The organism is Bradyrhizobium sp. CB1717 (assembly GCF_029714325.1).
Classification (GTDB): Bacteria; Pseudomonadota; Alphaproteobacteria; order Rhizobiales; family Xanthobacteraceae; genus Bradyrhizobium.
This window is the reverse complement of the sequence record NZ_CP121666.1, coordinates 7,842,335-7,867,141: the sequence shown is the minus strand read 5'-3', so window position 1 is coordinate 7,867,141 and position 24,807 is coordinate 7,842,335. Positions and strand designations below refer to the sequence as shown.

General features: G+C 57.7%; 16 protein-coding genes. 11 read left to right on the top strand and 5 right to left on the bottom strand.

Features of this window, described 5'->3' with window-relative positions:
* Positions 1 to 27: 27 nt before the first annotated feature.
* From QA649_RS36480 to QA649_RS36465, 4 genes are all read right to left on the bottom strand, one after another.
* Positions 28 to 660 carry a CpaD family pilus assembly lipoprotein gene (locus QA649_RS36480; RefSeq protein ID WP_283021409.1) on the bottom strand — a complete coding sequence of 211 codons (633 nt, stop codon included), beginning with the start codon at positions 658 to 660 and terminating at the stop codon, positions 28 to 30.
* 10 nt (positions 661 to 670) lie between these two features.
* Positions 671 to 2,119 carry a type II and III secretion system protein family protein gene (locus QA649_RS36475; protein WP_283021408.1) on the bottom strand — a complete coding sequence of 483 codons (1,449 nt, stop codon included), beginning with the start codon at positions 2,117 to 2,119 and terminating at the stop codon, positions 671 to 673.
* Positions 2,120 to 2,146: 27 nt separating this feature from the next.
* Positions 2,147 to 2,836, bottom strand: coding sequence for a response regulator transcription factor (locus QA649_RS36470; protein ID WP_100233332.1), 690 nt, complete (start codon positions 2,834 to 2,836; stop codon positions 2,147 to 2,149).
* Positions 2,837 to 4,872: 2,036 nt separating this feature from the next.
* Positions 4,873 to 5,340: a hypothetical protein gene (locus QA649_RS36465; protein WP_283021407.1), complete on the bottom strand. Its 468-nt coding sequence runs from the start codon at positions 5,338 to 5,340 to the stop codon at positions 4,873 to 4,875.
* Between the two features lie 1,232 nt (positions 5,341 to 6,572).
* On the opposite strand from QA649_RS36465, the gene QA649_RS36460 reads away from it, so the two are divergent.
* Positions 6,573 to 6,992, top strand: a complete 420-nt coding sequence (locus QA649_RS36460) for a VirK family protein (protein ID WP_254124917.1) — start codon at positions 6,573 to 6,575, stop codon at positions 6,990 to 6,992.
* 632 nt (positions 6,993 to 7,624) lie between these two features.
* Here the strand turns inward: QA649_RS36460 and QA649_RS36455 are convergent.
* Positions 7,625 to 8,479 (bottom strand): hypothetical protein, encoded by an 855-nt coding sequence (locus QA649_RS36455; protein ID WP_283021406.1) that lies wholly within the window; start codon positions 8,477 to 8,479, stop codon positions 7,625 to 7,627.
* Positions 8,480 to 9,390: 911 nt separating this feature from the next.
* Between QA649_RS36455 and QA649_RS36450 the strand changes: the two genes are divergently transcribed.
* From QA649_RS36450 to QA649_RS36405, 10 genes are all read left to right on the top strand, one after another.
* Positions 9,391 to 10,581 (top strand): NtaA/DmoA family FMN-dependent monooxygenase, encoded by a 1,191-nt coding sequence (locus QA649_RS36450; RefSeq protein ID WP_349254050.1) that lies wholly within the window; start codon positions 9,391 to 9,393, stop codon positions 10,579 to 10,581.
* A gap of 35 nt (positions 10,582 to 10,616) precedes the next feature.
* Entirely contained in the window at positions 10,617 to 12,305 is a 1,689-nt protein-coding gene (locus QA649_RS36445; protein ID WP_283021405.1) for an ABC transporter substrate-binding protein, read from the top strand.
* Entirely contained in the window at positions 12,277 to 13,266 is a 990-nt protein-coding gene (locus QA649_RS36440; protein WP_283021404.1) for an ABC transporter permease, read from the top strand. The genes QA649_RS36445 and QA649_RS36440 overlap by 29 nt, the downstream gene beginning before the upstream one ends.
* Positions 13,263 to 14,126: an ABC transporter permease gene (locus tag QA649_RS36435; protein ID WP_283021403.1), complete on the top strand. Its 864-nt coding sequence runs from the start codon at positions 13,263 to 13,265 to the stop codon at positions 14,124 to 14,126. Before QA649_RS36440 ends, QA649_RS36435 begins: the two co-directional genes overlap by 4 nt.
* On the top strand, positions 14,127 to 15,851 hold the full coding sequence (locus QA649_RS36430) for an ABC transporter ATP-binding protein (RefSeq protein ID WP_283021402.1): 1,725 nt from the start codon (positions 14,127 to 14,129) through the stop codon (positions 15,849 to 15,851).
* Between the two features lie 895 nt (positions 15,852 to 16,746).
* A complete protein-coding gene (locus tag QA649_RS36425; protein WP_283021401.1) occupies positions 16,747 to 18,228 on the top strand; it encodes a pentapeptide repeat-containing protein in 1,482 nt (493 codons plus the stop codon).
* Positions 18,229 to 18,431: 203 nt separating this feature from the next.
* The gene (locus QA649_RS36420) at positions 18,432 to 19,313 is read left to right on the top strand and encodes a pantoate--beta-alanine ligase (RefSeq protein WP_100233340.1); all 882 of its coding nucleotides are present in this window, start codon (positions 18,432 to 18,434) and stop codon (positions 19,311 to 19,313) included.
* 323 nt (positions 19,314 to 19,636) lie between these two features.
* Positions 19,637 to 20,884, top strand: coding sequence for a cytochrome P450 (locus QA649_RS36415; protein ID WP_283021400.1), 1,248 nt, complete (start codon positions 19,637 to 19,639; stop codon positions 20,882 to 20,884).
* Positions 20,885 to 21,166: 282 nt separating this feature from the next.
* On the top strand, positions 21,167 to 21,520 hold the full coding sequence (locus tag QA649_RS36410; protein ID WP_100233341.1) for a hypothetical protein: 354 nt from the start codon (positions 21,167 to 21,169) through the stop codon (positions 21,518 to 21,520).
* 572 nt (positions 21,521 to 22,092) lie between these two features.
* On the top strand, positions 22,093 to 24,327 hold the full coding sequence (locus QA649_RS36405; RefSeq protein WP_283021399.1) for a hypothetical protein: 2,235 nt from the start codon (positions 22,093 to 22,095) through the stop codon (positions 24,325 to 24,327).
* Positions 24,328 to 24,807 lie beyond the last annotated feature (480 nt).

The following is a 24,807-nucleotide window of genomic DNA, read 5'->3' as shown; positions in this document are numbered from 1 at the left end:
TCATGCTGCTGGGGTCTTACGAGCCGCTTATTGGGTTTCTGGCGCAACCCTGTTATGCGTTTCATCCTCCAAATTGCTCCTGTTGCCCGCCGACGTGGCCCCACGTGCGGTGATGGGAAGCACTGCACGATCACCACTGGTCGGCATGACAGCGCCATTGCCTAATAAGTCGCCAGGTTCATTGACCATGACCGCAAGGTTATTCCGGACTGAGCAGCCAAGGGTTGGATTGAACGAATTGTCGTTCACTGTAGGACCGATGATGGAGAGCGAGGGGCAGACCCGAGGATGGGCTTCGAAAGTGATCGCTTCGATCCTCACCCCGGAACGAGCCGGCAAATCCACACGAGAAGCGGACAGGCGGATGTTGTAGGTGGCAACGCCCATGGCGCGAGCCTCGTGGGCCACCTGTGCAATGAGTCTGGGTGGGCCGATGACACCCATATGGAGGGCATCCCGCCGGCCGCGACTCGTCGCTGCAATAAAGCTTCGCAGCCGATGCCGTTCGGGGCCACGAAGGCTCTGCAGGAACAGCACGCTACTCTTCTGCTCGACCTGGATCTCTTGGTCAGCCGGCGCGGGCTGGATCGAGGCAGTATTTGCGCAGCCCCCCAATGTTGCTCCAATAACGATCGGGTAGCACAGATGTCCCAAAGTCATTTGACGATCCTTATTCGATAATAAAGCCGGCGCTGCCGGTCAATCCTGGTGCGCTGGCGCGGGGCGCATTGCGCTCTCGCGGCGGCCGTGCAACCGTGTTCGTCAAAATCCGCCCCGCGTCTGAGGGCGGTGAGATGCGGTCGCTCGGCGCACTCATCCGGTTCGGATTCGGTACGGGCCGCACGATGTAGGGCGTGACAATAATGACCAACTCGGTTTCACGTTTTTGAAACGATGAGGAGCGAAAAAGCGCGCCCAGGATCGGCACATCGCCGAGCCAGGGAAACTCGCCGATATCAGTGTTGAAGTTGCGCCTGATGAGGCCGCCGATTGCAAAGCTCTGACCGCTGGCGAGCTCGACCACCGTGCTCGCCCGCCGAGTCGAGAGGGCAGGGACCGCCATGCCATTGATTTTGACTTCGCCTTCGCTCGACAATTCGCTGACTTCGGGCTTCACACGGACATTGATTTGATTATTGTTGAGAACCGTCGGAACGAACTCGAGGCTCACGCCGAACTGGCGAAATTGGACGGAAACCTGCCGGTTGTCCTGCATCACCGGAATGGGGAATTCGCCGCCGGCGAGGAAGCTTGCGGCTTCGCCGGACATGGCCGTTAGATTCGGCTCAGCCAGGATTGAGGCGAGGTGCTCGCTCGCGAGAGCGTCGAGAACAGCGCTCAGGTTGGTATTGCCGGCGCTAAACCCAATCCCGATCGTGCCGCCGCCGCCGGCCGCGCCGGACCCACCCCCTTTGCCGGTCACAAGGAAAGCGCCGTTTGGGCTCGAGGCCGTGAAGTTGATGTTGAGATCCTTGACGGCGCTGCGGGAGACTTCTGCCACCCGTACGCTGAGATTCACCTGCAATGAGCCGGCGACCTGGATCTTGTTGACAACCAGCGCGCCCGCGCCAAGAAACTGCTCAGTGACCTTCCTGGCGGTCTCGACGACGTCGGCGTTAGGCGCCGTACCGCTAAGGATCGCGCCGCGCGGGGTATAACTGACCTGAATTGGATAGTCGCCGACCTCGGCCTTAAGCGCAGCCCGCAGATCCTCGATCGGTTGGGTGACGACAACACGTAGCTCGGCGAGAGCCTCTCCGTTGTCGTTCAGGGCAAACAGGCTCGTCCGTCCGGCCTTTTTGCCAAACACGAAAATCGTGGTGTTCGATGGCGCCTGATAATCCGCAATCGCCGGGTCGGCTATAAAAATGCTCGCAGCCGGCCCGGTCAGATGAACTGTCTTGCCCTGTGAGGAGGTAAGGTTGATCGTGCCCGTGGTGCTACCAGGCGCCGCACGTGGCGGTTCCCCTTTGCTATCGCGCCTTGTCTGAGCTGTGACAGCAAGCGGAAATAGCAGAGCGAGTGCGCACAGGACGTACCTGAGGCGGGGAAAAACGGCATAGTGCGAGCCGCTGGCGATCATCGGCGGCTCGCCGGCGTCATTGTTAGCCACGTTCAAGGGAGTGCTGCTTTCAAGTTCGATCGGCTAGGCAGCCGATGCTGCGCCGATGAGTTCGAGGGTGTAACCGACACCACGCGCGGTCTTGATCCTCAGCGTTGCGCCCGCTTGGCTCAAGTGCGTGCGTAAGCGATAAATTCCGACTTCCAGCGCGTTGGTCGAGACCTCATCGTCAAATGCATACAAGCTATCTTCGAGCGATGCGCGCGGCACGGTACGGCCCGCGCGGTTGAGCAGATGTTCAAGAATGCACACTTCGCGGCGCGCAATTCTCAGTATTCGACCACCGATCGAGACTTGTCTTGCGATCGGATCGAAATGCAGATTCCCGAATGTCACAACCGGCGCCATCATTTGCGTTGACCGTCGCAAAATGGCTCGCATGCGGGCAATGAGTTCGTCGATAGACACGGGCTTGGGCAGAAAATCATCCGCGCCCGCATTGAAGATCGCAATCCGCCGGCTAAGATCATTGAGACCGCTCATCATCATAGCCGGCATTGATCGTCCCTCGCGCCGCAACTGCTTCAGCCAGTCCAATCCGTCTCCATCGGGCAAAGCCGATTCGAGCAGGACCATGTGGTAGTTCGCGCAATCGAGCGCGGCCGCCGCCTCATCCAGCGTGCGGGTCACGTCGACGGCGAAGCCACAATTTAAGAGCGCTTCCTTCACGTCGCGGGCAAAGTCCGCATGATGATCAACCAAGAGAATTCGCATTCATCTCCTCTCGTCCGTCCTCGGCAGGACTTGAGCGTGTCACGCTGACCATGAGATTCGGCGGAACCCAGAGGCTGCCGCTTTGGCGTGAATTCGAAAAATCGTAAACGACACGCAAGACGTTGGTGGCGGGCGACCCATGTCTGAGCGTCCATCGTCATCGGATAGGCGGCGGCCTGCGGCGGATCGCCTGTGCGGGCGGGCGCGTTTCAAAATTTCCCTTACGCCGGCCAGAGCTCTGCAAGCTCTCACGAAGCCGAGAGGCCTGGCCGCGCGCTGATGCATCTGTAGGCCGAGCATAGCCGTGCCTGCATGCACTACACGAGCGCCTGCAGTAGCGATCGCGCCAAACCGCCCGAACGAAACGAAAGCGCAGGCGAGAGCGGCTGTATTTGCCGCCGAACAGACTTGCGAAACCGACATTGGAAACTCCCCAAGTTCGCCTTGACCGCGGTCAGTCCTGCAAGGCTGTTGAGCCCGTAGTGTCGTCAAGTCACGACAACGCAATTTTTCCGCGTTTGAAGGCACGCACTATGCATCGGCCAATGGCTGGAAAAGGCCAACATGCGACGAAACGATCAACACGCCCATCTGCGGGATAGACATCCTCTCGCTAGCCGGTGATAGCCAAGCACGATGTCAACTGTCCCGAAGTTCGGTCGCTCCGGAGACGTTCTCCGCCGCGGTCGAGCGAATGGTGCGAACGAAGGGCAGATTGAGTCCGGCGTTGCTGTCTGGCATTGTCTCAGCTGGTTACGCCGCCTCCGTTTCGTCAGACAGAGTGAACGGCGCAGGAATGATCTAATCTCAAGCTTGGACTCGGCCTGTGGTCGGCATAGGCGAAATAGCGATTGCCCGCGTTGTTCTCGCGCGCTGGATCCTGGTCTGGCTGCGAGAAGGACGCTGCGTCCTGCGCTCACAGAGCAGATAAGCGACGTAAGCTCTGAAGGGGAGCAGTCGAGTAGTGTGGCGAGGCGGATCGGCTGAGCATGGAGGTTTTGAGACGTTCGCAATTGTTGCTACCTGTCAGGAACAGTTCACGCGAGCGGATTCTGTCGCGAGACTGTCGGAAATCCTACAATCTGACGCTGCGGGAGATTCAAGTGCCTTTAAAGGCTCCTTGTAGCGGTGCCCTCAAATTCAAAATCGTTGTGAGGCAACGGCGACACAGTTCGGCCATGCCGTTGACCTGCGCGTGGCAGTCGGTCTCGCTCTGTCCAACGTCGTGAGCATTTGTCCGTCCAATTGAGCGTAGCGCCAGAAACCCCTTGAACTGCGCGAAGAGGCAGTCGTTCTTACTAAGCTTTGGGTAAGCCATGACCCTAGAATCGGGCGATCCGATCCGCCTCATACGTGGCAATTTCGCGGGAAGACCGTGGCGAGGCTCGGGATGCGTCCATGTGACGATAGGAGCTAACGTCCGAGATGCAGACGGCCGATCGCGCGAGCCAAGTTGTTCGGCAAGGGACTGAGGAGAGAATCGATTGCCAGACGTCAAATGCGGCCTCCATACATTGCGATCGACTATGGGGCTCTTAGGCGTGCTCGGCAAAATCGATTGTTTTGATGGAACACATCCAGGTGGCGGATCGGCCGTACTGCAACAGCGCCGCTTGCTGCGGACCAGTGAATACCTGATAGGATCGCCGCCGAAATACCTGTTGGTTGGCCGCTCGGTTAATGTCAGGCCGGGCTAGCTAAGGCGGGCAGCGTTCAGCGGCTTACCTCGCCGGCCAACCGTGGTGGCAGCTAACAAATTGATGCCGGGCGATGTCACAACGCAGCCAAGGCGCCAGGATGCTCCAACAAGCGCGCAGGGGAGAGAGGATGGTCCGGCGTCCCCGCGTCCGTCGGCGGTGTATCTTCCGGCGCAGCTCTCAACCGCTGTACCGCTCGATCGGCGCATTGATCGGGCCATCCGTCACCCCGCCATTATGCTCAAGCTGTTATGCGTGAGGCGGAGCTGGTGCGCTGTTTTCCAGTTCTTCCTGCTCGAACGCCAACGAACCTGCCAAATGGCGCAGTCGACAGACGATCTACTCATTGCTCTCGCGGTTATAGGGATTTGCTTCGCTTGCGGTCCGGTAGCTTTCCAAATTGCCGCCCAGGAACAGGCGATCGGTTTCTCGGGCTGGCGTTCTGCCCAGTGAGCACATCAAATCGACGTCCTCATCGATGTTGTCCTGATCTTCGGCATTCATTCCAAGCCCAATGCTACTCAGCACGCCGTCGGTGGTCCAGACAGTTGGCTTCGGTACCGTGTAGGTGTGCAGCGCGTCCGCATTGTTGGCGATCGCTCTCGCCCAAGGATCGCGAGAAACGGCGAGTTTTGCCGGATCCTCGACAACGATACGAAGGGGAATGCTGTTGTCTTGGCGCGCATATGCCAGCTCGGTCCATAGGATACCGCTCCAGAGGATCTCCAACGGAAGAATGAGCCCGAGCCGTGGTGCGGACATGCGGTATTGCGCTCGTGTTTTCTTCCATGCGTGGCTTGCAATCATTGCCCTCATTCTGAAAACGCCGCAGTGTGACATATGACGACCCCGCCACCTCGTCGAATAGGCGGTCCCGATCGACAGGAGCTGCGGTCGCCGATGATCAATGTGCTGTTTGTTTCTCGGCAAGGTCGATCTCGTTCCGAAGCGCTTCAAGAGTGGCGCCTGTCAGTGTTGCGGCAAGCTGAGTGCGTGCGCTGACAATGATGAGACTGGATAGCGACTAATTTCCGGCTCACCTCGTTTGGCGCAGACGAGGACGTGGAAACCGCGTGATTTGCCTCTAAGGAGACTGAATCCGAGGTCGGGTAGACCGAACATGAGTCGTTTAGATCCAAGTCATTCAGCTGCTGCTCAAAGCTTTCTTGATCTTCTGAACTGTGTGCCGGTGCGCCGGTCTGTGCGTTAAGCTCGTCCGATTGCCAGTCGACACTGTGCGAGTGCTGCAGCGCGTCGTGAACCTCAAAGGGAGTGTCTGCGGCATTCCGCGGATCAACACTCATTTCTCTCTCTCCCTTCGAGTGCCGGCTGTCGGCGTAGATTGTTGCAGGTGCTTCTTTCGAGAAGCTGACGGACCAGGAAGGAAGCCATTTAGGTTCAGCCTTTTGAGGAATGCCGAATAGGGTCAGTCAGTGAGGCGAGCGGTCAGCTGGCGGAAGCCGCCCAAAGCAACGGATCAATTGTCGGTGCCGCCTTGTGTCTTCTGGTATTGCTGTTTCGACTAGGCCGAGATCGGGCGCCTTGACGGAGCTTGATCCGACCGCCGCGTCAGGTTCGCTCCACCACTTCATTGCCGACCCGTCGTCCAGGGCAGACAGTCCTAGCACAGCTATCAAGATGGACAAGCTGGCGCATGCGGCTGGTCGGAGTGTTCTTTCGGAGATCGTCTGCTTATGCAGCAGATGTGAGAACTGCATGCTCTCGGTCGTTGGGCCTGCGATGGAGGAGTGAGATCGGTTGCCGTTTTGTGGTTTCCAAGCGGCAGACGCTCGATCGGATCGTTCTAGTCGACGTCGCGCGAGGCTAAGCCACTTCCGCAAACCTGACATACGAGGTCGTGATGTCGGAATAGCCATCACAACTACTTGCGCCTGGCTGCGACAGGATGTTTTTGTCGCAGGCGCGAGCGCGCTTGATGTCTGAAATCAGCCAAACGGTTTGCGAGCACGACGTCTTGAAAAATGAGATCTGTGGTACTTATCGAGGGAGAAGAGCATATGAAGTTTACTGGCATAGGAGTGACGATCCTGTTGTCCTTGCTTTCGGCCGCAAGCGTGAGCGCGCTGGCGAGAGCCGATGAGCCCTCGCCGAAATACACCGAGGTGCTCAATGCCCTGCAGGCCGGGAAGAATGTGAAGCTCATACTGGACATGAGCCGCTGTACCACCGCGGAGGCTGGCAAGCCTGCGTCGGCGACGCAGGCCGGTCTGGTCATCAATGCCTTCAGGGTGACCGCCCAGAACGGCATCAGCTTCGCCAATGCGCATCAAACGGTCGACAGCTCCGGACATGCCGTGACCGAGTACATCCGCCATAGCCTCAGCCGCGAAGGCAAGCTGACGGTGCGAGCCTCGAAGCTGGTCGTCGGGACCACCGAACTCGTGTACCAGGGCGAATTCATCTGCGAACTGCCGGATGGCGCAAAGTTCATCTGGTAACGAAGAGCACAGGACAGAGGAATGCGCTTCGAAGGCTTGATACTTTAATCGTGTGGACACCTTCGCAAGCCATCACACGGATCATTTCGATCGCCAGGAACGGCCAGAGTGTTTCTGGCCGTCTTTTCGTCGGAAGAGGCATCGAGTTGCACGAACTTGCTGCAGTTCGATCAAGGCAACTTACGAGGGCCGTCGATCTCGATTCGATCTCAGTGATTGGAAGATCGGCGGTTCAGGCGATCGTGTATGGGTTGGAGCAAGGCCTCTCAGTTGAACGCTCCAGATTGGCTCGCCAAGGTACGTCCGCACGCCGTCCGCGCTTGTGATGACATTACTTCCATCCCGTCAAGCCGCGAGCCCGTGTTGATGACGCTCGTCCCTCGGCCACCAGGATGCACTCGTGTCTTGCATCCCGCGTCTTTTCGGATCCTTTCACCTGAAACCTCCGTGCTGCCGAATGCGGCCATATCGGATTGAACCATCCCGCTTAAGATCATGCTGGGACTGGCGGCCGGGGGTTTGCTCGCCGCTAAAATTGTCGGTCGGACTCAGTTCTAAACTCTCTGAAAGCAAACGATCGACGTGGTTTCGCGAGCTTGAGCAGCTGCCCGAGGTGCCGACGAGCACCTCGTTCAGCCAAATTGCGGCCGATGGAAGAGAAGGACGCGGCCTCCGGGTAGGCTTTCGGCCGTGTAGGGCTGACTGTGGATCAGAAAACGGGTCATTGGGACCTCTTGGCTCGGCAGAAAGCCCAGGTTTTGAAGCATATCGATCACGACAGGCGAAGCCTCTTGGGGGCCGTGCCTCCAGTCGTCGCCCAACAACTCTCCGAGTTCAGGCACTTGCGGGGACGGCTGATGGCCCGATCCCGGTGCGGCAGACGGCAGTGGAATGTTTGGCACCAGCGCCAAAGGAGCGTCCTTTCGCACGAACGAGGAGAGCGGATTAAAGCCAGGTGCAAGGCCGCCGTAGGCATGCGGGGGAGCCGTCGGCGTTACAAGCGCAGCTTCACCCGGCAAAGCGAGCCTCGGGTGACGAATGAGTTGGACGTCGTCGGATCCTCTCGGTCCCAACACGGCCGTGTAGCGATCCCCGCCAATCTCATAGTTCATGACCGGATGTTCTCCATTAGGCAAGAAGTCCCACTTGCCCAACGTGGAAAGCAACATTTCGGGGGGCAACTGGGTGCCATGATAAAAATCCATGGGCACGGCGAACGAAACATCAAACGTATCGGCGATAGCAGGAGACCGCAGATGTATGAGTTGAACATCATTGCGCCCACGCGGTCCTAGCACGGCCGTATAGCGTTCACCGTGAATGTCGTAGGTCTTTACCCGCTGTGCTGCATCCGGCAACAGACCCCAGCGGCTGAGCCTGGAGCGCATCATATTCAGCGCGGCCTGGGTGCCATGGGAGAAATCCTCGGGAACGGCGAAAGAGGCATCAAAGCTCTCTGGTAGTGCAGAAGAGAGTTCAGCTTCCAAGCGTTGCCTTTAAACGTTCGAGAATCTGGAATGTTTCATCGCATTATTGGATGGTTGGCTTGGCGCGGCCTTATTGATCGGATGTCGCTTTGCAACGGGGCAGCAAGCGGGTGATCAACAATGTCGCGCCAAATCTCTCTGTGTTCTCGAACGCATCAATTCATGTCATTCGCTTCGAGCCGCCGCTGCCCAGTTGAAGCCGCTGCAATCAGGCAGCGCGTGCTTCGGTGAGCCCGATCAGAGGCCATTAGGCATCGCAATAGAAGAGGATGCCAACGGACGATAGTAGATTGAAATACTCAACTATTGCGTTTGCATGCTCTCGACCTCTACAGATCCTTCTAGCTTGATCCTTTCTTGCCCGGTCGGGAGTCCAAATGTTTCGATCAGCGAATGGGCATCCAAAACACCTTCCTGAAAAGGAGCTGGCTACTTGATGAATTCTGGAGAGCCGATGTGAGTGTACTCGTGTGGAATCAACTGGGCGCTGGAAGCGGGCTTTACGCACGTCGGCGTCAATCGGCGGCCAGCGTCGCCGAAGCTCTTCTCGGCGGCTCCCGCTTGGACAACATGGCAGGACGTAGCCAAAGCTTCTTTGGTGACATTGCTCTAGCATCAGCCAACTGTTTGTTGTCTATCCCTCAAATCGGATGCGGAGGCACATTCAGGGTGAGCTTGCGCGAAAAGGCAGGCTCGCTGCCGAGATCAACTTGTCCAGAAGGTCCGCCAAACGGCTCAGAGGCCGCCGCATGAGGGCCTGTGATGTCTTCGGGTAACTCCATGCTTCATCTTGGCTTAAATCTTCATGGTGCCGGTGGTCATTCTGCCGCGTGGCGCTGGCCGGGCACAAATCCAAGCGCCTTTTTCGACATCGAGCACTACGTCCGCGCTGCGAAGATTGCGGAGCATGGTTGCTGGATGCTGTATTCCTCGCCGACACCCCCGCGATAAGTTCCGACATTACGCGCCAGCCGCCGCTTAATGGGCTCGAACCGACGCTGGTTCTCGCTGTGATTGCACGTGAAACGGAGCGAATTGGCCTGATTGCGACCGCGTCGACTACCTACAACGAGCCATACAATCTTGCCCGGCGCTTCCAATCCCTCGATGTCATCAGCCGCGGCCGCGTTGCGTGGAACGCGGTCACGACGTCGAGTCCGGCGACGGTTGCAAACTTCGGCGGTCGCGAGGTCGGTCGAGCGGATCGCTACAGGCGTGCGGAGGACTTCGTTGAAACGGTCCGTGCTCTCTGGCTGAGCTGGAGCGGCGAGATGGTCATCGCCGATCAGGCAGCGGGTGTTTACGCAGATCAGAGTCAGTTCCGTCTGCTCGATCCCGCTACCAATAGTTTCGGCATCCGAGGCCCGCTTACGCACCCCGCTTCGCCCCAAGGCCACCCAGTCATCGTTCAGGCGGGCGGTTCGGATCCCGGACTACGGCTTGGCGCCCGCAGTGCAGATGTCGTGTTTGCGGCAGCAGGGGACTTGTCAACGGCTCTACAGGAGGCAGAGCGCTTGCGCGCGCTCTCTCGGCAATTCGGCCGCCCTGCGGCTCCGCTCATTCTGCCAGGCCTTGTCACCTGTATCGGGGGCACCGAGGAAGAAGCGGCTCGTCGCAAGGAAAGCCTTGACGGACTGCTCGATCTGGAGCGCGCCATCATCGCTCTCGCACGAAGCATGGGCGTGGCGGTCGAGAAGCTCAGCCTGGAAAAGCCAATCCCGGAGGAGGTTTTGCCTACTGCAGATGATGTTCCGTTTTCTGTCGGTCACCATCGCACGATTGAGACTCTGGCGCGTCAAGGTCGGACGGTTCGCGAAATCATCAGCAGCGTTCAAGCGTTTGGCCACCGGTTGCTCGTGGGTGCACCCGAGCAGATCGCGGACTCGATTGAGGCATGGTTCCGCGCTGGCGCGGTTGATGGTTTCAACATCATTCCGGACGTGCTGAAAGATGGCACTTCAGCGTTTGTCGACAATGTGGTGCCCATCCTGCAGAAGCGCGGGCTCTTTCGCAAAGAATATGGGGGGCAGACTCTGCGAGAGCATTTGGGGCTTTCCATTCCTTTCGAGCCGGCACGAGCCACAGCTACCTCACCGCTATGACGCTTCCTCAACATCAAATGATTTGGAGACTGGATATGCGTTCATCGAATGCCCGGCCAACGAGGCGCTTCACTGGAAAGTCGAACTATCCAGCAAGAACCGTGAAGGCGACCCTTCTCGTGCTCGTGGGCCTTTCGCAACTGCCGTCAAGCATTCATGCTCAAGAAGGGGTAGCCGGGAGCGTAAAGCGAGGGGGCGTTATTCGTTACGGGCATTTTCAAGAGCCGGCGTGCCTCTTCGGAGGATGGGTGCAGCAATGGTATCTGCAACGCCAGTACAGCGATAATCTGGTCGCCCGCAGCGAGGATGGCAAGATTGTGCCATGGCTGGCCGAGTCATGGACAATTTCCGATGACAAGAAGATATACACATTCGAGATAAAGCCGAATGTGAAGTTCACGGATGGCACTTCTCTGGATGCGCAGGCCATCGCGGACAATATCAACGGGTGGCTCAGCAACGACCCTGATCTGCGTAATCCGACTGCTGCTCCGTATCTTAGCGATAGCTTCGAATCGGCAAGTGCAATCGCTCCTCTGCGGTTACAGGTAACCTTGAAGGTACCATTTCAACCCTTGCTGAACGTGTTTGCTCAATCCTCACAGGGCATTCTCTCACCATCCGCGCTCAAACGCGGACTTGCGGTGAACTGCGAGAACCCAGTCGGCTCAGGTCCATTCATTGTCGACAAATGGCGCCATGGACGGGAGGTCACCTTCCGCCGCAATCCCGACTACAATTCGGCCCCGGCCACCGCAAAACATCAAGGGCCGGCTTACGTTGACGGGATCACCTGGAAGTTTCTGCCAGATCAGACTATCCGATACGGCTCGCTGATCACGGGCGAGACCGATGCCATATACGACATCCCAGCTGTCGCATGGAAGGACGCCAACTCCCGCTTTCCAGTATTGCGGCACCTTACCGGCGGCACCCCCCTGCGCTTGGCCTTGTATACGGCCCGACCCCCATTTGACGACGTGCTCGTCCGCAAGGCCTTTGCCTATTCTACTGACCGAAGGGCCGCGGTCGACACATCCTTCCTTGGCTCTTTGCCGTTTGAGGGTAACGGGGCGCTAAGTCAGAGCTCGCCGGAATACCTGCCTGAGCTCGGCCATTCCTATGGATACGATGTTCGGAAGGCCAATCAGCTGCTGGATCAGGCGGGTTGGACTGAGCGTAATCGTAACGGCGTTCGTGTCAAGAACGGCAATCCGCTCATCGTGCGCATTTCCTATTCGAACGCTTTTCTGAAGCCGGACGGCGAGCAAGCCTTGCAAGTTATCCAGCAGCAGGCAAGGGAGGCCGGTTTTGACGTACGTCTTCAACCGACCAATCCGGCTGATTTCTTCGCCGGAAAAAACCTCGGACCCGATGATTATGAGGTCGTTCTCCTCTATTGGGTTGCCCCCGGCGCTGAGATATTCCGGATCTCGTGGAAGCCCGATCAGAACGGCGAGACCAATCGCTTCAATCCCTCACGCTATCAAGATCTGACGCTTTGGGACGTCATTCAAAAGGCGGAGCAGGAACTCAATGGGGTGCAACGTATCGTCCTCTATCAGCAGGCGGAACGGAAGATCGTGGATGAGGCTCCTGTGATTGGCCTCACGGTGCTGGACGTAACGTTGGCGACCAAGCCGAACCTCAAAGACGTTTGGCTGGACCGCGGCTCGGTTGGCGAACCCGTTTTCTATGACGCTCATTTCGATGATGGGAAGTGACGCCGTGAGGATAGTAGTCCATCATCCCATCGTTTGGTTCGCGCGCCGGATATTCTCCGGCGTGGTCGTGGTGTGGGCTGCCGCAACCCTTGCGTTCTTGATTCAATGTATGCTTCCTGGCGACCGCGCCCAGATCATCATCAATGTGACGAGTGGCAACGTCGGGCCGGCGTCGTCGGCGGAGCTTGCAGCGATCAATGCGAAATATGGTTTTGATCAACCGCTCGCGGTTCAATACGGCAAATACATGTTGCAGATCCTTCATGGCGATCTTGGCGAGTCGTACCAGCAACATCGGCCTGTCGCAGCGATTATTGCGGAACAGATTGGCCCCACGATTGTTCTGGCCATCGCTGCGCTGCTGATCGCATGGCTTATCGCAATTCTGACAACCTTGTTCATCGCTGGCAGAGACAACATATGGTCGAAGCTGCTCAATGACGCACAAGTCTTTTTGGCAACGGTGCCGCCTTACTGGCTGGCCACAATTCTGCTTGTGCTCTTTGCGGTAAAGCTAGGCATTTTTCCGGTGATCGGGGGAAATTCGCCGATTGGGCTCGTTCTGCCGACGCTTGCGTTGGCTCTTGAACTGTCGGGCTTTTTCGGACAAGTCGTTCAGAACGAATTCACGCGCGTGCTCGAGCAGCCGTTCGTTACGTCCGCAAGGGCGCGGGGTATGAGTGATTTCGGCGTCAGGCTTCGCCATGTTCTCCGCCATGCAGCACTGCCTGGCATAACTTTATCAGGTTGGGCGCTCGGCAAACTGCTTTCGGGCGCGATTTTGATCGAGGTGGTTTTCGCCCGTCAAGGCCTAGGTGGAGTCCTTGTTGCTGCAACGTCCTCGCGAGACGTTCCGATTGTCTCGGGAGCTGTTTTGATCTCTGCGGGCCTGTTCGTTCTTGTCAGTTTGATTGTCGATCTGACTTACCGGGTGGTCGATCCGAGGATCAAGTTGACATGAGCATGTTCGCCGAAGTCGCCATATCTCGGCTGCTCAGAGAAGTCCTAGCGATCCTGCGCCATGTCCCCTTTCGAATTGCGGTCTGTCTTATCATCGTCGGCGTCTTTGTCCTCGCAGCCATGGCGCCAAAGGTGCTGCAGACGCACGATCCGCTTGCTATTGATCTGACATCGGCATTGCAGTCTCCGTCGATCGCTCACTGGTTTGGGACTGATCAATTGGGTCGAGATCTTTACTCTCGCGTGGTCGAGGGCGCAGGCCAATCCTTGGCTATCGGACTTGGCGCGACGGCGCTGAGCATGTCCGTTGCAATGACCATCGGCGGCGCCGCTGCACTTTCTGGCGGTTTATTAGACAGCATTCTCAGCAGAATTATTGACGTGCTCTTCGCAATTCCCACGCTCTTGCTCGCCCTTGTGTTCGTGACAGTTTTTGGGCCGTCGGTATTGACCGAAGTCGTAGCTGTCGGAATCGGAACAGCGCCAGGCTATGCGCGCATGATCAGGGGCCAGATGCTTTTCATCAAAGGGGCAGGCTATGTGGAGGCCGCTAACGTGCTGGGCCATCCATTTCCCCGTATTGTCTGGAGGCATATTCTTCCCAACGCCATGAACCCGCTGACGGCAATGATGACGATCGGCGTAGGTCAGGCAGTTATATGGGCCTCCGGTCTTGCATTTCTAAGACTCGGCGTCGCTCCCCCGGCGCCTGAATGGGGCGCGCTGCTCAATGCCGGGCGCAATTATGTAATCTATGCCTGGTGGCTGGAGATCATACCCGGTTTAGCAGTTACGGCGTTTGCCCTCAGCCTCACCATCATGGGGCGCCATCTACAGGACCGTTTGGAAGGAAAAAGGTGAATGTCGCAGGGTCGCCCCCAGCCTGTCCCGCAGCAGCCAGACCTCCTCACGGTCGATTCGCTGCGTGTTTCCTTCGGGCGCGGCATCGCCGAGAACACGGTCGTGCGCAGCATATCCTTCTCTCTCCGACCGGGACAGTGTCTTGCGATTGTCGGTGAATCCGGCTCGGGCAAGAGCGTGACTGCGCGGTCTCTCATAGGCCTTGCTGGTCGCTACGCCAATGTTCATGCACGCCAGCTAAGCTTCGGCGGGACGGACCTAATCGGCCTTAGCGATCGTGCCTGGCGGCGCATCCGCGGCACCGAGATTGGCTTTGTATTACAGGATGCACTCGTCTCGCTTGACCCGCTTCGCCGGATCGGCAAGGAGGTTGGTGAAGGCTTGATCCTCCACGGTGCGGTATCATCACGCGAGGAGCTCGCGCAGCGCGTCATTGCTCTCCTTAAGCTCGTCGGTGTCCCTGAGCCCGAGACCAAGGCCGAGCAGCTGCCGCATCAATTATCCGGCGGCCAGCGTCAACGGGCTCTCATCGCTTCGGCACTTGCACTCGATCCGCGCATCCTGATCGCAGACGAACCGACGACCGCGCTCGACGTGACGGCGCAAGCTCATGTGCTGGCACTGCTCGAGGAGACCAAAACGAGGGGCAAGGCTCTGATCCTGATCAGTCACGATCTGGCAGTGGTCTCCCACGTGGCGGATGAGATCCTCGTCATGCGAGGAGGCGAGGTCGTCGAACGCGGCACCGCTGCCCAGATATTCAGAGATCCGCGACACCCCTATACTCGTCAGCTGCTGGACGCCGTGCCATCAGGCCGGCCGCGCGGCTCACGCCTCTCACCATCAACTATTGTGCGTTCGCCTAAGCAGCAAATGCAGCTACCCCTACAATCGCTGCCGAAATCGCGTCCCATCCTGCTCGAAGCGACAAGTCTGGTGAAGCGCTTCAAGGGCCCGGATGGCACTTTACGGGCGGCTGTGGACGGCGTCTCCTTCGAACTGCGATCCGGCGAGACTTTGGGCATCGTGGGTGAGTCCGGATCCGGAAAGTCAACGATGGCGCGCATGCTCCTGGCGCTCGACGAGCCTGACGAGGGAGCCGTTCAGTTTGCAGGCCGGCCTTGGACCACGCTCGCCGAGCGCGAACGGCGGGCTCGGCGGCGGTCGCTATCGATCATTTACCAGGATCCTCTTGGCTCGTTTGATCCACGTTGGACGGTCGGACGCATCATATCCGACAGCCTTTCGAGCGACGTTGAGACACGGCGCAAGCGGCAGGAGCGTGTTATCGATCTGCTCGATCTGGTCGGGCTATCCAAAGCCTTGCTGGACCGACGACCGCTCGAGCTCTCGGGCGGTCAGCGCCAGCGCGTTGCGATCGCACGCGCGATCGCACCAAATCCTGCCGTAATCGTCTGCGATGAGCCGGTTTCGGCGCTCGACGTCTCGGTTCAGGCCCAGGTCTTGGACCTGCTCGGCTATCTGAAGGACTACCTCGGCGTAAGTTATCTCTTCATCTCGCATGATCTCAGTGTTGTTCGTCATATCAGCGATCGCGTCATAGTTATGCGCCGGGGGAGAATCGTCGATAGTGGCGCCACTGACGAGATATTTCGTAATCCACAGTCTGAGTATACCAAGAGCCTTATCGCCGCCATGCCGCGTCTTGTGCGGGACCAGCGGATAGGTCCTTCAGCTACGATCCTCGAAGAAGGCATCGCATGAACGCCTTCGAATTCGATCCTTTATGATAAAATTGTCTATCTCCAATCGCGGGGCATTCGCATTTGCGCACCGAGTTGGTCACGACTAGCGCTCGTTCATCGCGCGACCGTCAGTCTGTGGCACGGGTTCCCGCTAGATGGACTGGTCGGCGCGCGGAGCAGAGTTAGCCGAGTTCGAACACTCGCTAACCGTGAGGTCGGCGATCCGCAATTGTCGGATTGCAAGTTATCGATGTCATGCCCGCTAGGACGGGCGGCTCTTGTGCTCGTGCAGACAAGCTCGCAATCTTCGCTTTCACGATAGCGTTGTCGATCATGGTGCGGTCCCTGACAACGAGAGCGTGTTTGTCAGGTTCAAGACAGTCGGCATCACTATCGATTTCATGACGCCTATTCAGCCCTTAATTGCGACTGATGCGGCTGGCACGGTCATTGCTATCGGAAATGAGGTAAGGCCGAGTAGGGGCAGACTTCAGCCCTGTGAACGATCACTTATCCGCCCGGAAGCCGTGGGTCCATTCTGAAAAAGGAACAAGACCTTGAAGTTTTCGCATTCGGTTTGATGGAGAGCGATTTGGATTTGCCTATAAGAGCCGACGAGCCAAACCGCAACTTCTGGACATATCGACACTGTCAAACGACCGTTGCGTGGTCAGCGTCGCCGGGCTCGGTGAATAGTCTCAGCGAGCCGCAGTGGGGGCGCATGACTAGAATTCGGCTGACGTGCTCAAGCGTGCCGGCCGCGGAGGTCACCGACACAATAGGCACCTCATCGACGCATCGTGTCGCCATTTCGCCGACGAGTTCGCCACAGGTCGCATAGCGTACCTCCAAGGCGCAGCAAAAAGAGGTCAATAACAGGCCCCCCGTAATCCGGGCAATACGGAATCGTGGTCATGTCGCAAACGATCGGCGCTGATAGCGCGTGCACCGCGAATGAAGGGGCAGAGCACTGGTCAGATCCGAAAAACAACCTTTCATCAGATGGCGACTTTGTTCGGTACTGGAGCCGAGCTGCCGATCGGCTGCGCGCGGTGGCCGCCGTCGGGTGGCGAACCGAAGAGGCGATCAGAAGGACTGGGATTGGCTTGCAGCTATCCTCCGAGGACTTTAATGGTCTCGACCTGTCAGAATTCCCGTTGCGACGCTGTACCCTCAATCGTGCGCAGCTCTACGGAGCCAAATTGGACCGAGCAGACCTTTCTGGGGCGAATCTTATCTGTCCGGGGCTAGAGAGGGCAAGTTTCCGCGGGGCCAAGCTCGATTTTGCATATATGCACGCGCTCGCTGCGCAGGTCTGCAACTTCGATGATGCCAGTCTGCGCAATGTAGTTGATGCAACCGGCAGTCTATTTCACGGTTGCAGCATGAAAAGGACACGCTTTGACAACGCCATGCTCAGCGGGCTTCTCGCTTATCAATGCGACGCGAGTGATGCTGTATTTGATGGCGCGGAGCTACAGGGCTCGACCATCAATGAATGTTTCCTTCCATCCGCTTCCTTCCGCTTTGCCAAGCTGAGCCAACTCACGATCACGAAAGCGCATCTGACGTCTTGCTCGTTCGTCCAGTCAAAGGGGGACTGTTTATCGATCGTGCGTCCCACCTCGGTCGATGGTCTTGTCCTGGAAGGCGCTCATCTTCCGTATCTGAGACTCTCAAAGGTAAGCGGCCGCATCGCAGCGAGAGCCATGAGCGCACCATTTGCTGATATTCACCTGTCAAATCTTCCAAATGCAGAGCTTGAGCAGGCAGACTTAAGCCAGGCGCGGCTTGTGTCCGTAAGCTTGTCCAACGCAAACCTCGTCGGTGCCGTGCTCAACGGTGCATCCATTCATTCCTGCCAGCTCGACGGAGCGGACCTGTCTCTGGCATCAGGCGAATGCATTTCGATAACAGAGAGCACAATGCGAGCCGCCAAATTATCGAGCTTTCGTGGCCGCTGTGCCTTTGTGCGCGACTGTGATCTCGAACGCGCAGACCTATCCAATGCTTATCTCTATAGGTCGATGATCACCGGTGATCCCCCGCAATCAATGGCACTGGATGAGGCAAATCTCGAAGGATCGAATCTCGTTCAGGCATATCTGGCCGCAGGAATGACGAGAACCAATCTGGAGGCAACGCGGGCCGCGTACGTTCGCATGAACCAATCGTCCTTGCGCGAGGCGAACCTGAGTGGGATGTCGCCGTTCCAGGCCAGCTTGGTAAAGGTCGACTTTTCGGGCGCTAAGATAACCACATTCGAGCCACCGTTCTTTGCAGACCGATGTCCGGGCCTACAGGCCGCTCTGAAGGGGGATCAGCCACGCGAGCCATCAAGCTACCTAACTGAATTCTCATCGTTGATCAGACGGGGTCGAGAAGGGTCCACCTGACGGCTTTGGAGACTGCAAATAGAACGGAATGCAGTGTCGGTGAGCTTAGGACAGCTTTGGGCGGTCGTCCGGGCTGTGAGCGAGCGCTAAAGCGCTATGGGGGTATTGGCATTGCCGGCGGATAGGAGAGGCAGGGCAGACTTTCTGCGCGATCGGACCAATCAGATCGCTCTTTGGGCGTTCAAAGAGACTGGAGTAGGAAAATGCATCTGGCATGTCTTTCCGCAGGTAAAGCGTTCATCCGGGAGGTAGCGAGAACAGGGCAGACAATCGGGACGGTACATACTCTCGGCGCCCTGCATCTTGGGCATGCAGAACTGATCAGAAGGGCGGCATCGGAGAATGACGTCGCGATCGTCACAGTCTACCCGAACAAGATCCAGCTTAGACCAGGTGGGAGCTACGATTTCAATTTGGACGAGGATATTGGACTTGCATTGCGTTCGGGAGCAACTGCCGTGATTTCCTCCAACGACGCCGAAATGTTCCCGCCTGGCTATCGAACCTTTATATCGCAAGGCGACTGTCATTTGCGTTTAGGGGGGCGTGATGCGTATTTGAAGGAAGCCGTTACCGGGGCAGTCCGCTGGATCTGCTATGCAAGGCCAACTCGCAGCTACTTCGGCTTAAAAGATATCGGTCAGGCGATCCTGGTGAAGCGCGCCGTCGCAGACCTCCTTCTGGATTGCGAGATAAGGTTTGTGCCGACCGTGAGATACAAGAACGGAGTGCCTATTTCGTCGCGTTTGAGGCGATTTGGCCGTTCCGAGCTTGATGAGCTGTCGTGTCTCTTCACAGCACTCAACCATTCGAGGAAAGAGATCGCCCACGGGGTATCTAGCGTCAAGGATCTGGTCGCGTCGGCTACATCTCAGATCAAGTTCCGACACTTTAAGCTCGATTTTGTTCGAATCGTCGGCGCCGACAACTTCGAAGACCTGGAGCAAGTCAAGATCCCTTTCATAATCTTTGGAGCGGCAACGGCTCATGGTCTCAGGATCTTCGATAATATCTACGTTCCAGATCAGGATACCCTCATGAAGGGTCCTTCGGATATCTGGATCGATCTGCCTGAACAGTCCTAGCCAGACGATTATTCATCCATGACCTTGAGAAAGCTATCCGCTCCGGCCGTATCCCAAGGCGAGGGTCGCCTTATGAAGGTGTACTAGGCTTGATGTTGCCTCCAGCGCATAGCGATCTCTAACCAGCGCTGACAGCGCTCACTGATCCATTGAGTAGATCGACTTGGAAAGTCAATACGATCCTTACTGCCCGACGTGGTAGGGCGAGGCTAGCTGCACTGTGAGGTAGCCTGGTCGAGCGGCCCGTCGCAGCTAAGCGCTGCGGCAGCTCGAAGCGATGAATCGCGCCACACCGCAAACTCTCGAGAGCGGAATCTGCAGAGATGATCATGACAAGGCGATCGGAAGATTATGGGGCTGAGGCTTCGTGTTTTATCCCGTTGAGCAAGCTGGATGTAAGCGAGGGCAAGCGCTTTCAAGACGAGAGCATATGGACCTGCTTCGAGCGGTTGCGAAAGGAAGATCCCGTTCACTACTGTCAAGACAGCGCTCATGGTCCATATTGGTCCGTAACGAAATACCGGGATATCGTAGCCGTAGACACAAACCACAAAGCGTTCTCGTCAGAGCAAGGTGTCACTATTGTCGACGTGCCTGGCGAGCACTGGACCCCGAGTTTCATCAAGATGGGGCCTCCAAAGCACGCCGAGCAGCGCAATACCGTGAGCCCGATCGTCGGACCGGAAAGCTTGACGAAGCTCGAAAGCTTGATCCGGTCTCGGGTCAGGGCGATTCTCGCCGGCTTGCCGCGCAATGAGGCCTTCAACTGGGTGGACATGGTGTCCATAGAGTTGACGACGCAAATGCTCGCCACGCTGTTCGACTTTCCATTTGAGGATCGGCGACTGCTGACCTATTGGTCAGACGTCGCTGTTACAGCTCCGAGAACGGGCCATGCAATCGACAGTTGGGACAAGCGAAGCACCATTTTGTCCGAGTGCCTGGACTATTTCACCCGGCTTTGGAACGAGCGCATCAAAGCCGAGCCGCGCCTCGACTTGATTTCCCTGATGGCGCATTCGCCTTCCACACGCCAGATGGAGCCGAGTGAGTTTCTCGGAAATCTGATTCTGCTGATCGTTGGGGGCAATGACACCACGCGCAATTCAATTACCGGCGGCCTGCTGTTCATGAATCAGTACCCCTCCGAACTGCGAAAACTAATTGACAATCCCGAGCTTATCTCAAGCGCCGTGTCCGAGATTATTCGGTACCAGACGCCAATCGCACATATGCGCCGTACCGCCGCGATCGACAGCATCGTAGGTGGAAAACAGATCAGGAAAGGCGACAAGGTCGTCATGTGGTACATCTCCGGTAACAGGGACGAAGAGATCATTGAGAACGCCAACAGTTTCGTGATCGATCGCAAAAATGTGAGGCAACATCTCTCGTTTGGATTCGGCATCCATCGCTGTCTTGGTCGACATCTTGCGGAGCTGCAGTTGAGAGTTCTCTGGGAAGAGATTTTGTCTGCGGGATTGTGGTTCGAGGTCGTCGGCGAACCCGAGCGGATTGCCTCTAACTTCGTGCACGGCTATTCCGCTCTCCCCGTGCGGATTGCAGCCTAGGCTCAAATTACTCTGCTCACGCAGAGGGCAGGCGGCGGGGCGGGCTTGTCCTGAACCATCTTTGGTTTCTGCAAGCAATGCCAGACGGGGTGATCGACGAGAAACAATGCTGTATATCGGAAGCTAACTACCGGCCCGGCAGACGCTTAGAAGGACCCGCGAGAAACGACAAGTGGGCGCGCGTCTCGAGTCGCAAACGCTTGGCATGCCGAAAATTGAACCTCAACGGCTACTCCGATGCAGGTCTCCGGGCCACCTCAATAGCCGAAACCATAGAGGCCAATGACCTTGATGTTGAGAATTGTAGCTGTGGCAGCGATTTTCCTTGGAGAAGCTCTTTCGATAGTCGCGGAGTTGATTGCCTCAAGGCAGTTCGGAAAGGCCGGTGGCGATCTGGCGATGCTTTGGCCGATGTTTGTCCTGGTGAGCTTGGGTGGCATCCTCCTCGTTTTTGGATACGCGCTGGGTTACATGCATCTGAAGAATATCTGGATCATTGTCGCGATATCGCTGGGGGCCATCCTGGTCATCGAGCCGATACTCACGGTTCTGCTCTTTAGAGACGTACCAACCGCCGGTTCGCTGATTGGGCTGGTTCTCGGTGCGTTTGGTGCGCTCGCTGCCCTATTTCTATGAAGGTGATCTGACGGAGCTTAAATGGGCGCCGGGCTTCTGCGAAATGCAGCGAGAACCGAAGCTGCGGAAGGGCGAATCTGCCGATTCGAACGGAAAAAATATCGTTGCTGATCGGCCTCTTGCACTCATCGTCATCGGTGAAAGGACCGCCGGTACGCTCTCCGGCAAAGTCCTCTTACCCTTAGCACGACCAGACGGCGATCTTAGGTCTGCCAATCGATATATGCTCATTGCCGTTTGACCATATTTTGCTTGCAAGCTGCGAACGTCCCCCAGGTTGCCTAAACACTTCGGGATAACTTGTCCCAATTGGCCGGGATCGAACCATCGACAAAGCGGGCGGGACTCGTACCGACGGTTCCTGCCCAGCGCACGTCCGCCGCGATCTCGTCTCAGCTGGATATAGCCGAGGCGTCCCTGGCATCGCTCTCTTCAGGAACATTGAGAGTTGCAACGGACGTGGAACCCTAGCCAACATCGGGGTTTCTTGAGCATCCCCAAGAGCGCTTTGGTCAGCTAGCCGTCAGTCACGCGGTCTATCCAGACGGGCTGACTTTTATTGGAGACAAAGTATGACGGGGATTGGCCGAGCTGGCACATCGGAGGTCGGGGCCACAGGAGCCGACAGCAGCGGGGACATAAGCCGTTCGAGCCCGGAGCCCAGCCTACTCCCGGGAGGACGCAGTCAGTCCTTCGATGCCGCCATCGAGCGGATGCGCTCTGGCACTCAAGACAGAACCGCGGTGCTTGGCAAGCCAGCTTCGAATCTGGCAGCGCCAACGCGCAGCGAGATCAAGGCAGCAAGGCAAAAAATGGACAACCTGCTTGGGGAGCTTGAGGCTAGCCGTCGAGCGGCGACGCGCGCCCAGAATCTACCAGAGGCGCAAGAGCTGATCGATCAAGTCGTCAAATCAGGCTCAACAGTTCTGGAGTACTACGCGGACCTGCCTGCCAATTTGGCGCGCCGCATCCTGCCGGACGATCAGGCTCGCCGGCTCCGCGATGACACGCTGCACGCGGCCGATGAATGTAACGCAGTCGCCACCCAGATTGTCTATAAGCTGGAGGAGGACAGAAAGAAAGCAACAGGCTGGCTTGGGAGGATTAGAAACACCGGTACGCCTGCCCAGGTGAGCGGCGCGTTTGCAAGCGTGGCAAACTACTATGCAGCCTGCATGGAATGGTGGGGAAAGAAGGTGTTGCGCTTGGAGCGGATGCAGTCTGTCTGGGCGGCTACTGCCAACTTGCCAAGTAGCACGCCCGAGATGCGCAAGGCCGAAGAGACAGCACTAAGACTGCAAACCGGCTGGGCTCTTAATATGAAGTGCATGCATCTGCAATCGCGGATCGCGCTCGCTGAGCTCTTGATTGACGCGCGAGCGAGCATGCTCGACCCACACGTGCGCAATGCTCTCATGGACGAGAGCGGGCGGGTGCGTCTGCTCGGGACCTTCGTGGAGGATGTTTTTCCGGCATTCATCTCGACGAACCAAGCCGTTCTATACAGCGACGGAGCAGTGCTCGACGCGGGGCATCGCGCCGTTCTGGAAGGAGTCATGGAGCGGCTTTCGGAATTTGCATCAGGGCTGAGCGGCATCGTTGCCAGTTTGAGGGGGGCCGGAACGGGAGCAGACCTTCCGCTGCAGTTGCTGGATGAGATTGTGGAAGGTGCGTGGGCGACAGCGAACGAGGTCATGCGGCTGCTGGCACTACAGCCAACAACACCGGTCACGATCGAATCGCCGGATTGGGCTGCGCCGCCTGAAAATGCTGGCGTCGTGGGCGAAGTCAATCCGCGCCGCAGAAAGGGCAAAGGAAGGCGCGCAGCGGCTGGAGGCGAGGGAAGCTCAACGGCCAGCTCATACGAGTCGCAACTAGGCAGGCCTGATACCGCTACGGCTCCGACGCGGAGGGTTATCGTGCGCTCCGATCTCGGGACAAAGAAAATCGCCACCACGGAGGAAGCACGCACCTCTTCCGCTGCAACCGAGCACCTCCAGATGTGGCAGGCGCCGCCGTCCAAGGAGGCACTGGCGGGATTACTTGAGCGATTGGACAAGCTGCTGCAGTTCGATCTGCCGTCCCAGCAAAGGAGCGTCTCGCAAACGCGCCAGATGAAGCCCGAGGACGCCGAACACGTCTTGGATTGCGTAATTACGCGCTTGCAGACGCAAGCCGAAGAAATTGAGGCCTGTGTAACTGCGTTGCAGGAGCGTCGCCGACGTGGCCTGCTCACCCCTTCGCAAGTTCCCGAAGTGCACGACAAGTTAACGCGGCTCAACGGGATGTTGTCCGAGCTGCAGGGACAGGCAAACTCATTGAAAGCGCGGAAACCAGCAATTACCAGCGATTGCATGAAGACCTACTCGTTTCCATCGCAAACGTATCTCGAGCAGTTGCGCGCGGCGGGGGAATTGGAGTCGGTGGGACCGCCGCACGCGCTGAAGGGCGAGCCAGGTAAGCTATTCGAGATCAAGCTGCAGCCTAAGGCGCTGCGTAGCGGCGCGACGCCAAGGCCGATGTGGGCGCACATCCATACCGAGTGGCCGGTTTATGCCTGGCAATTGGCAACGCTTAGCGATCGCGAATTCGCCGCATGCCATGTGAAGTCCGACGAACAGCGCGGATACAATCGGCATTGGCAGAACGCTCGTGCGGCCGAGGGCCACGACAAAGTCGTGATCCACCGGGGCAAGCTTACGCCTGCGTTTTGTAGGTCCTTGTTGAGCACCGCCGCTGGCCAGCCGTGGCAGCCCCTTTCCGATCCGGAGCACGTTTCAGCGCAGATGGCTCGACTGGGGATCTAGTGAGCTGGTTCCCTTGCGGCGGTGAGCCGTTCGGTGGCAGCGTTCATGCCTCCGGACTGCCGCGGCGGATTGCCTGAGCAGCGCCGAGCCCATCTACAAAAGGATGAAAGCCCGCGAGAGAACACATCTCACGGCAGGGGTATCAGCCGGCGGTCCGGAGAATTGTCGGTTGTTCCACAAGCAAGCTGCCATTCCGAGCTGTGGCGAACATCGGCGCCCATGCGAGAAGTTAGGCCGCTGAGTATTGCGGATGGAAAACATGTACCTGATGCCCGCGGCGATCCGCCCGGATGTAACAGTGCTTTCACCTGCCTGCCCGCGGCAAACTGGTGCGCTCGGCAGAGCTTCAACAGATCGTGGTTGGTCCGGGTGCACGGGAGCTGAGCATCTCGGTCGCTTTGACGAATCAAACCGGGCGGTGCACAACAACGCTGCCTGTTTGCTACTCTTGTAAAAACTACGGCCCCAGCATCACGCCTC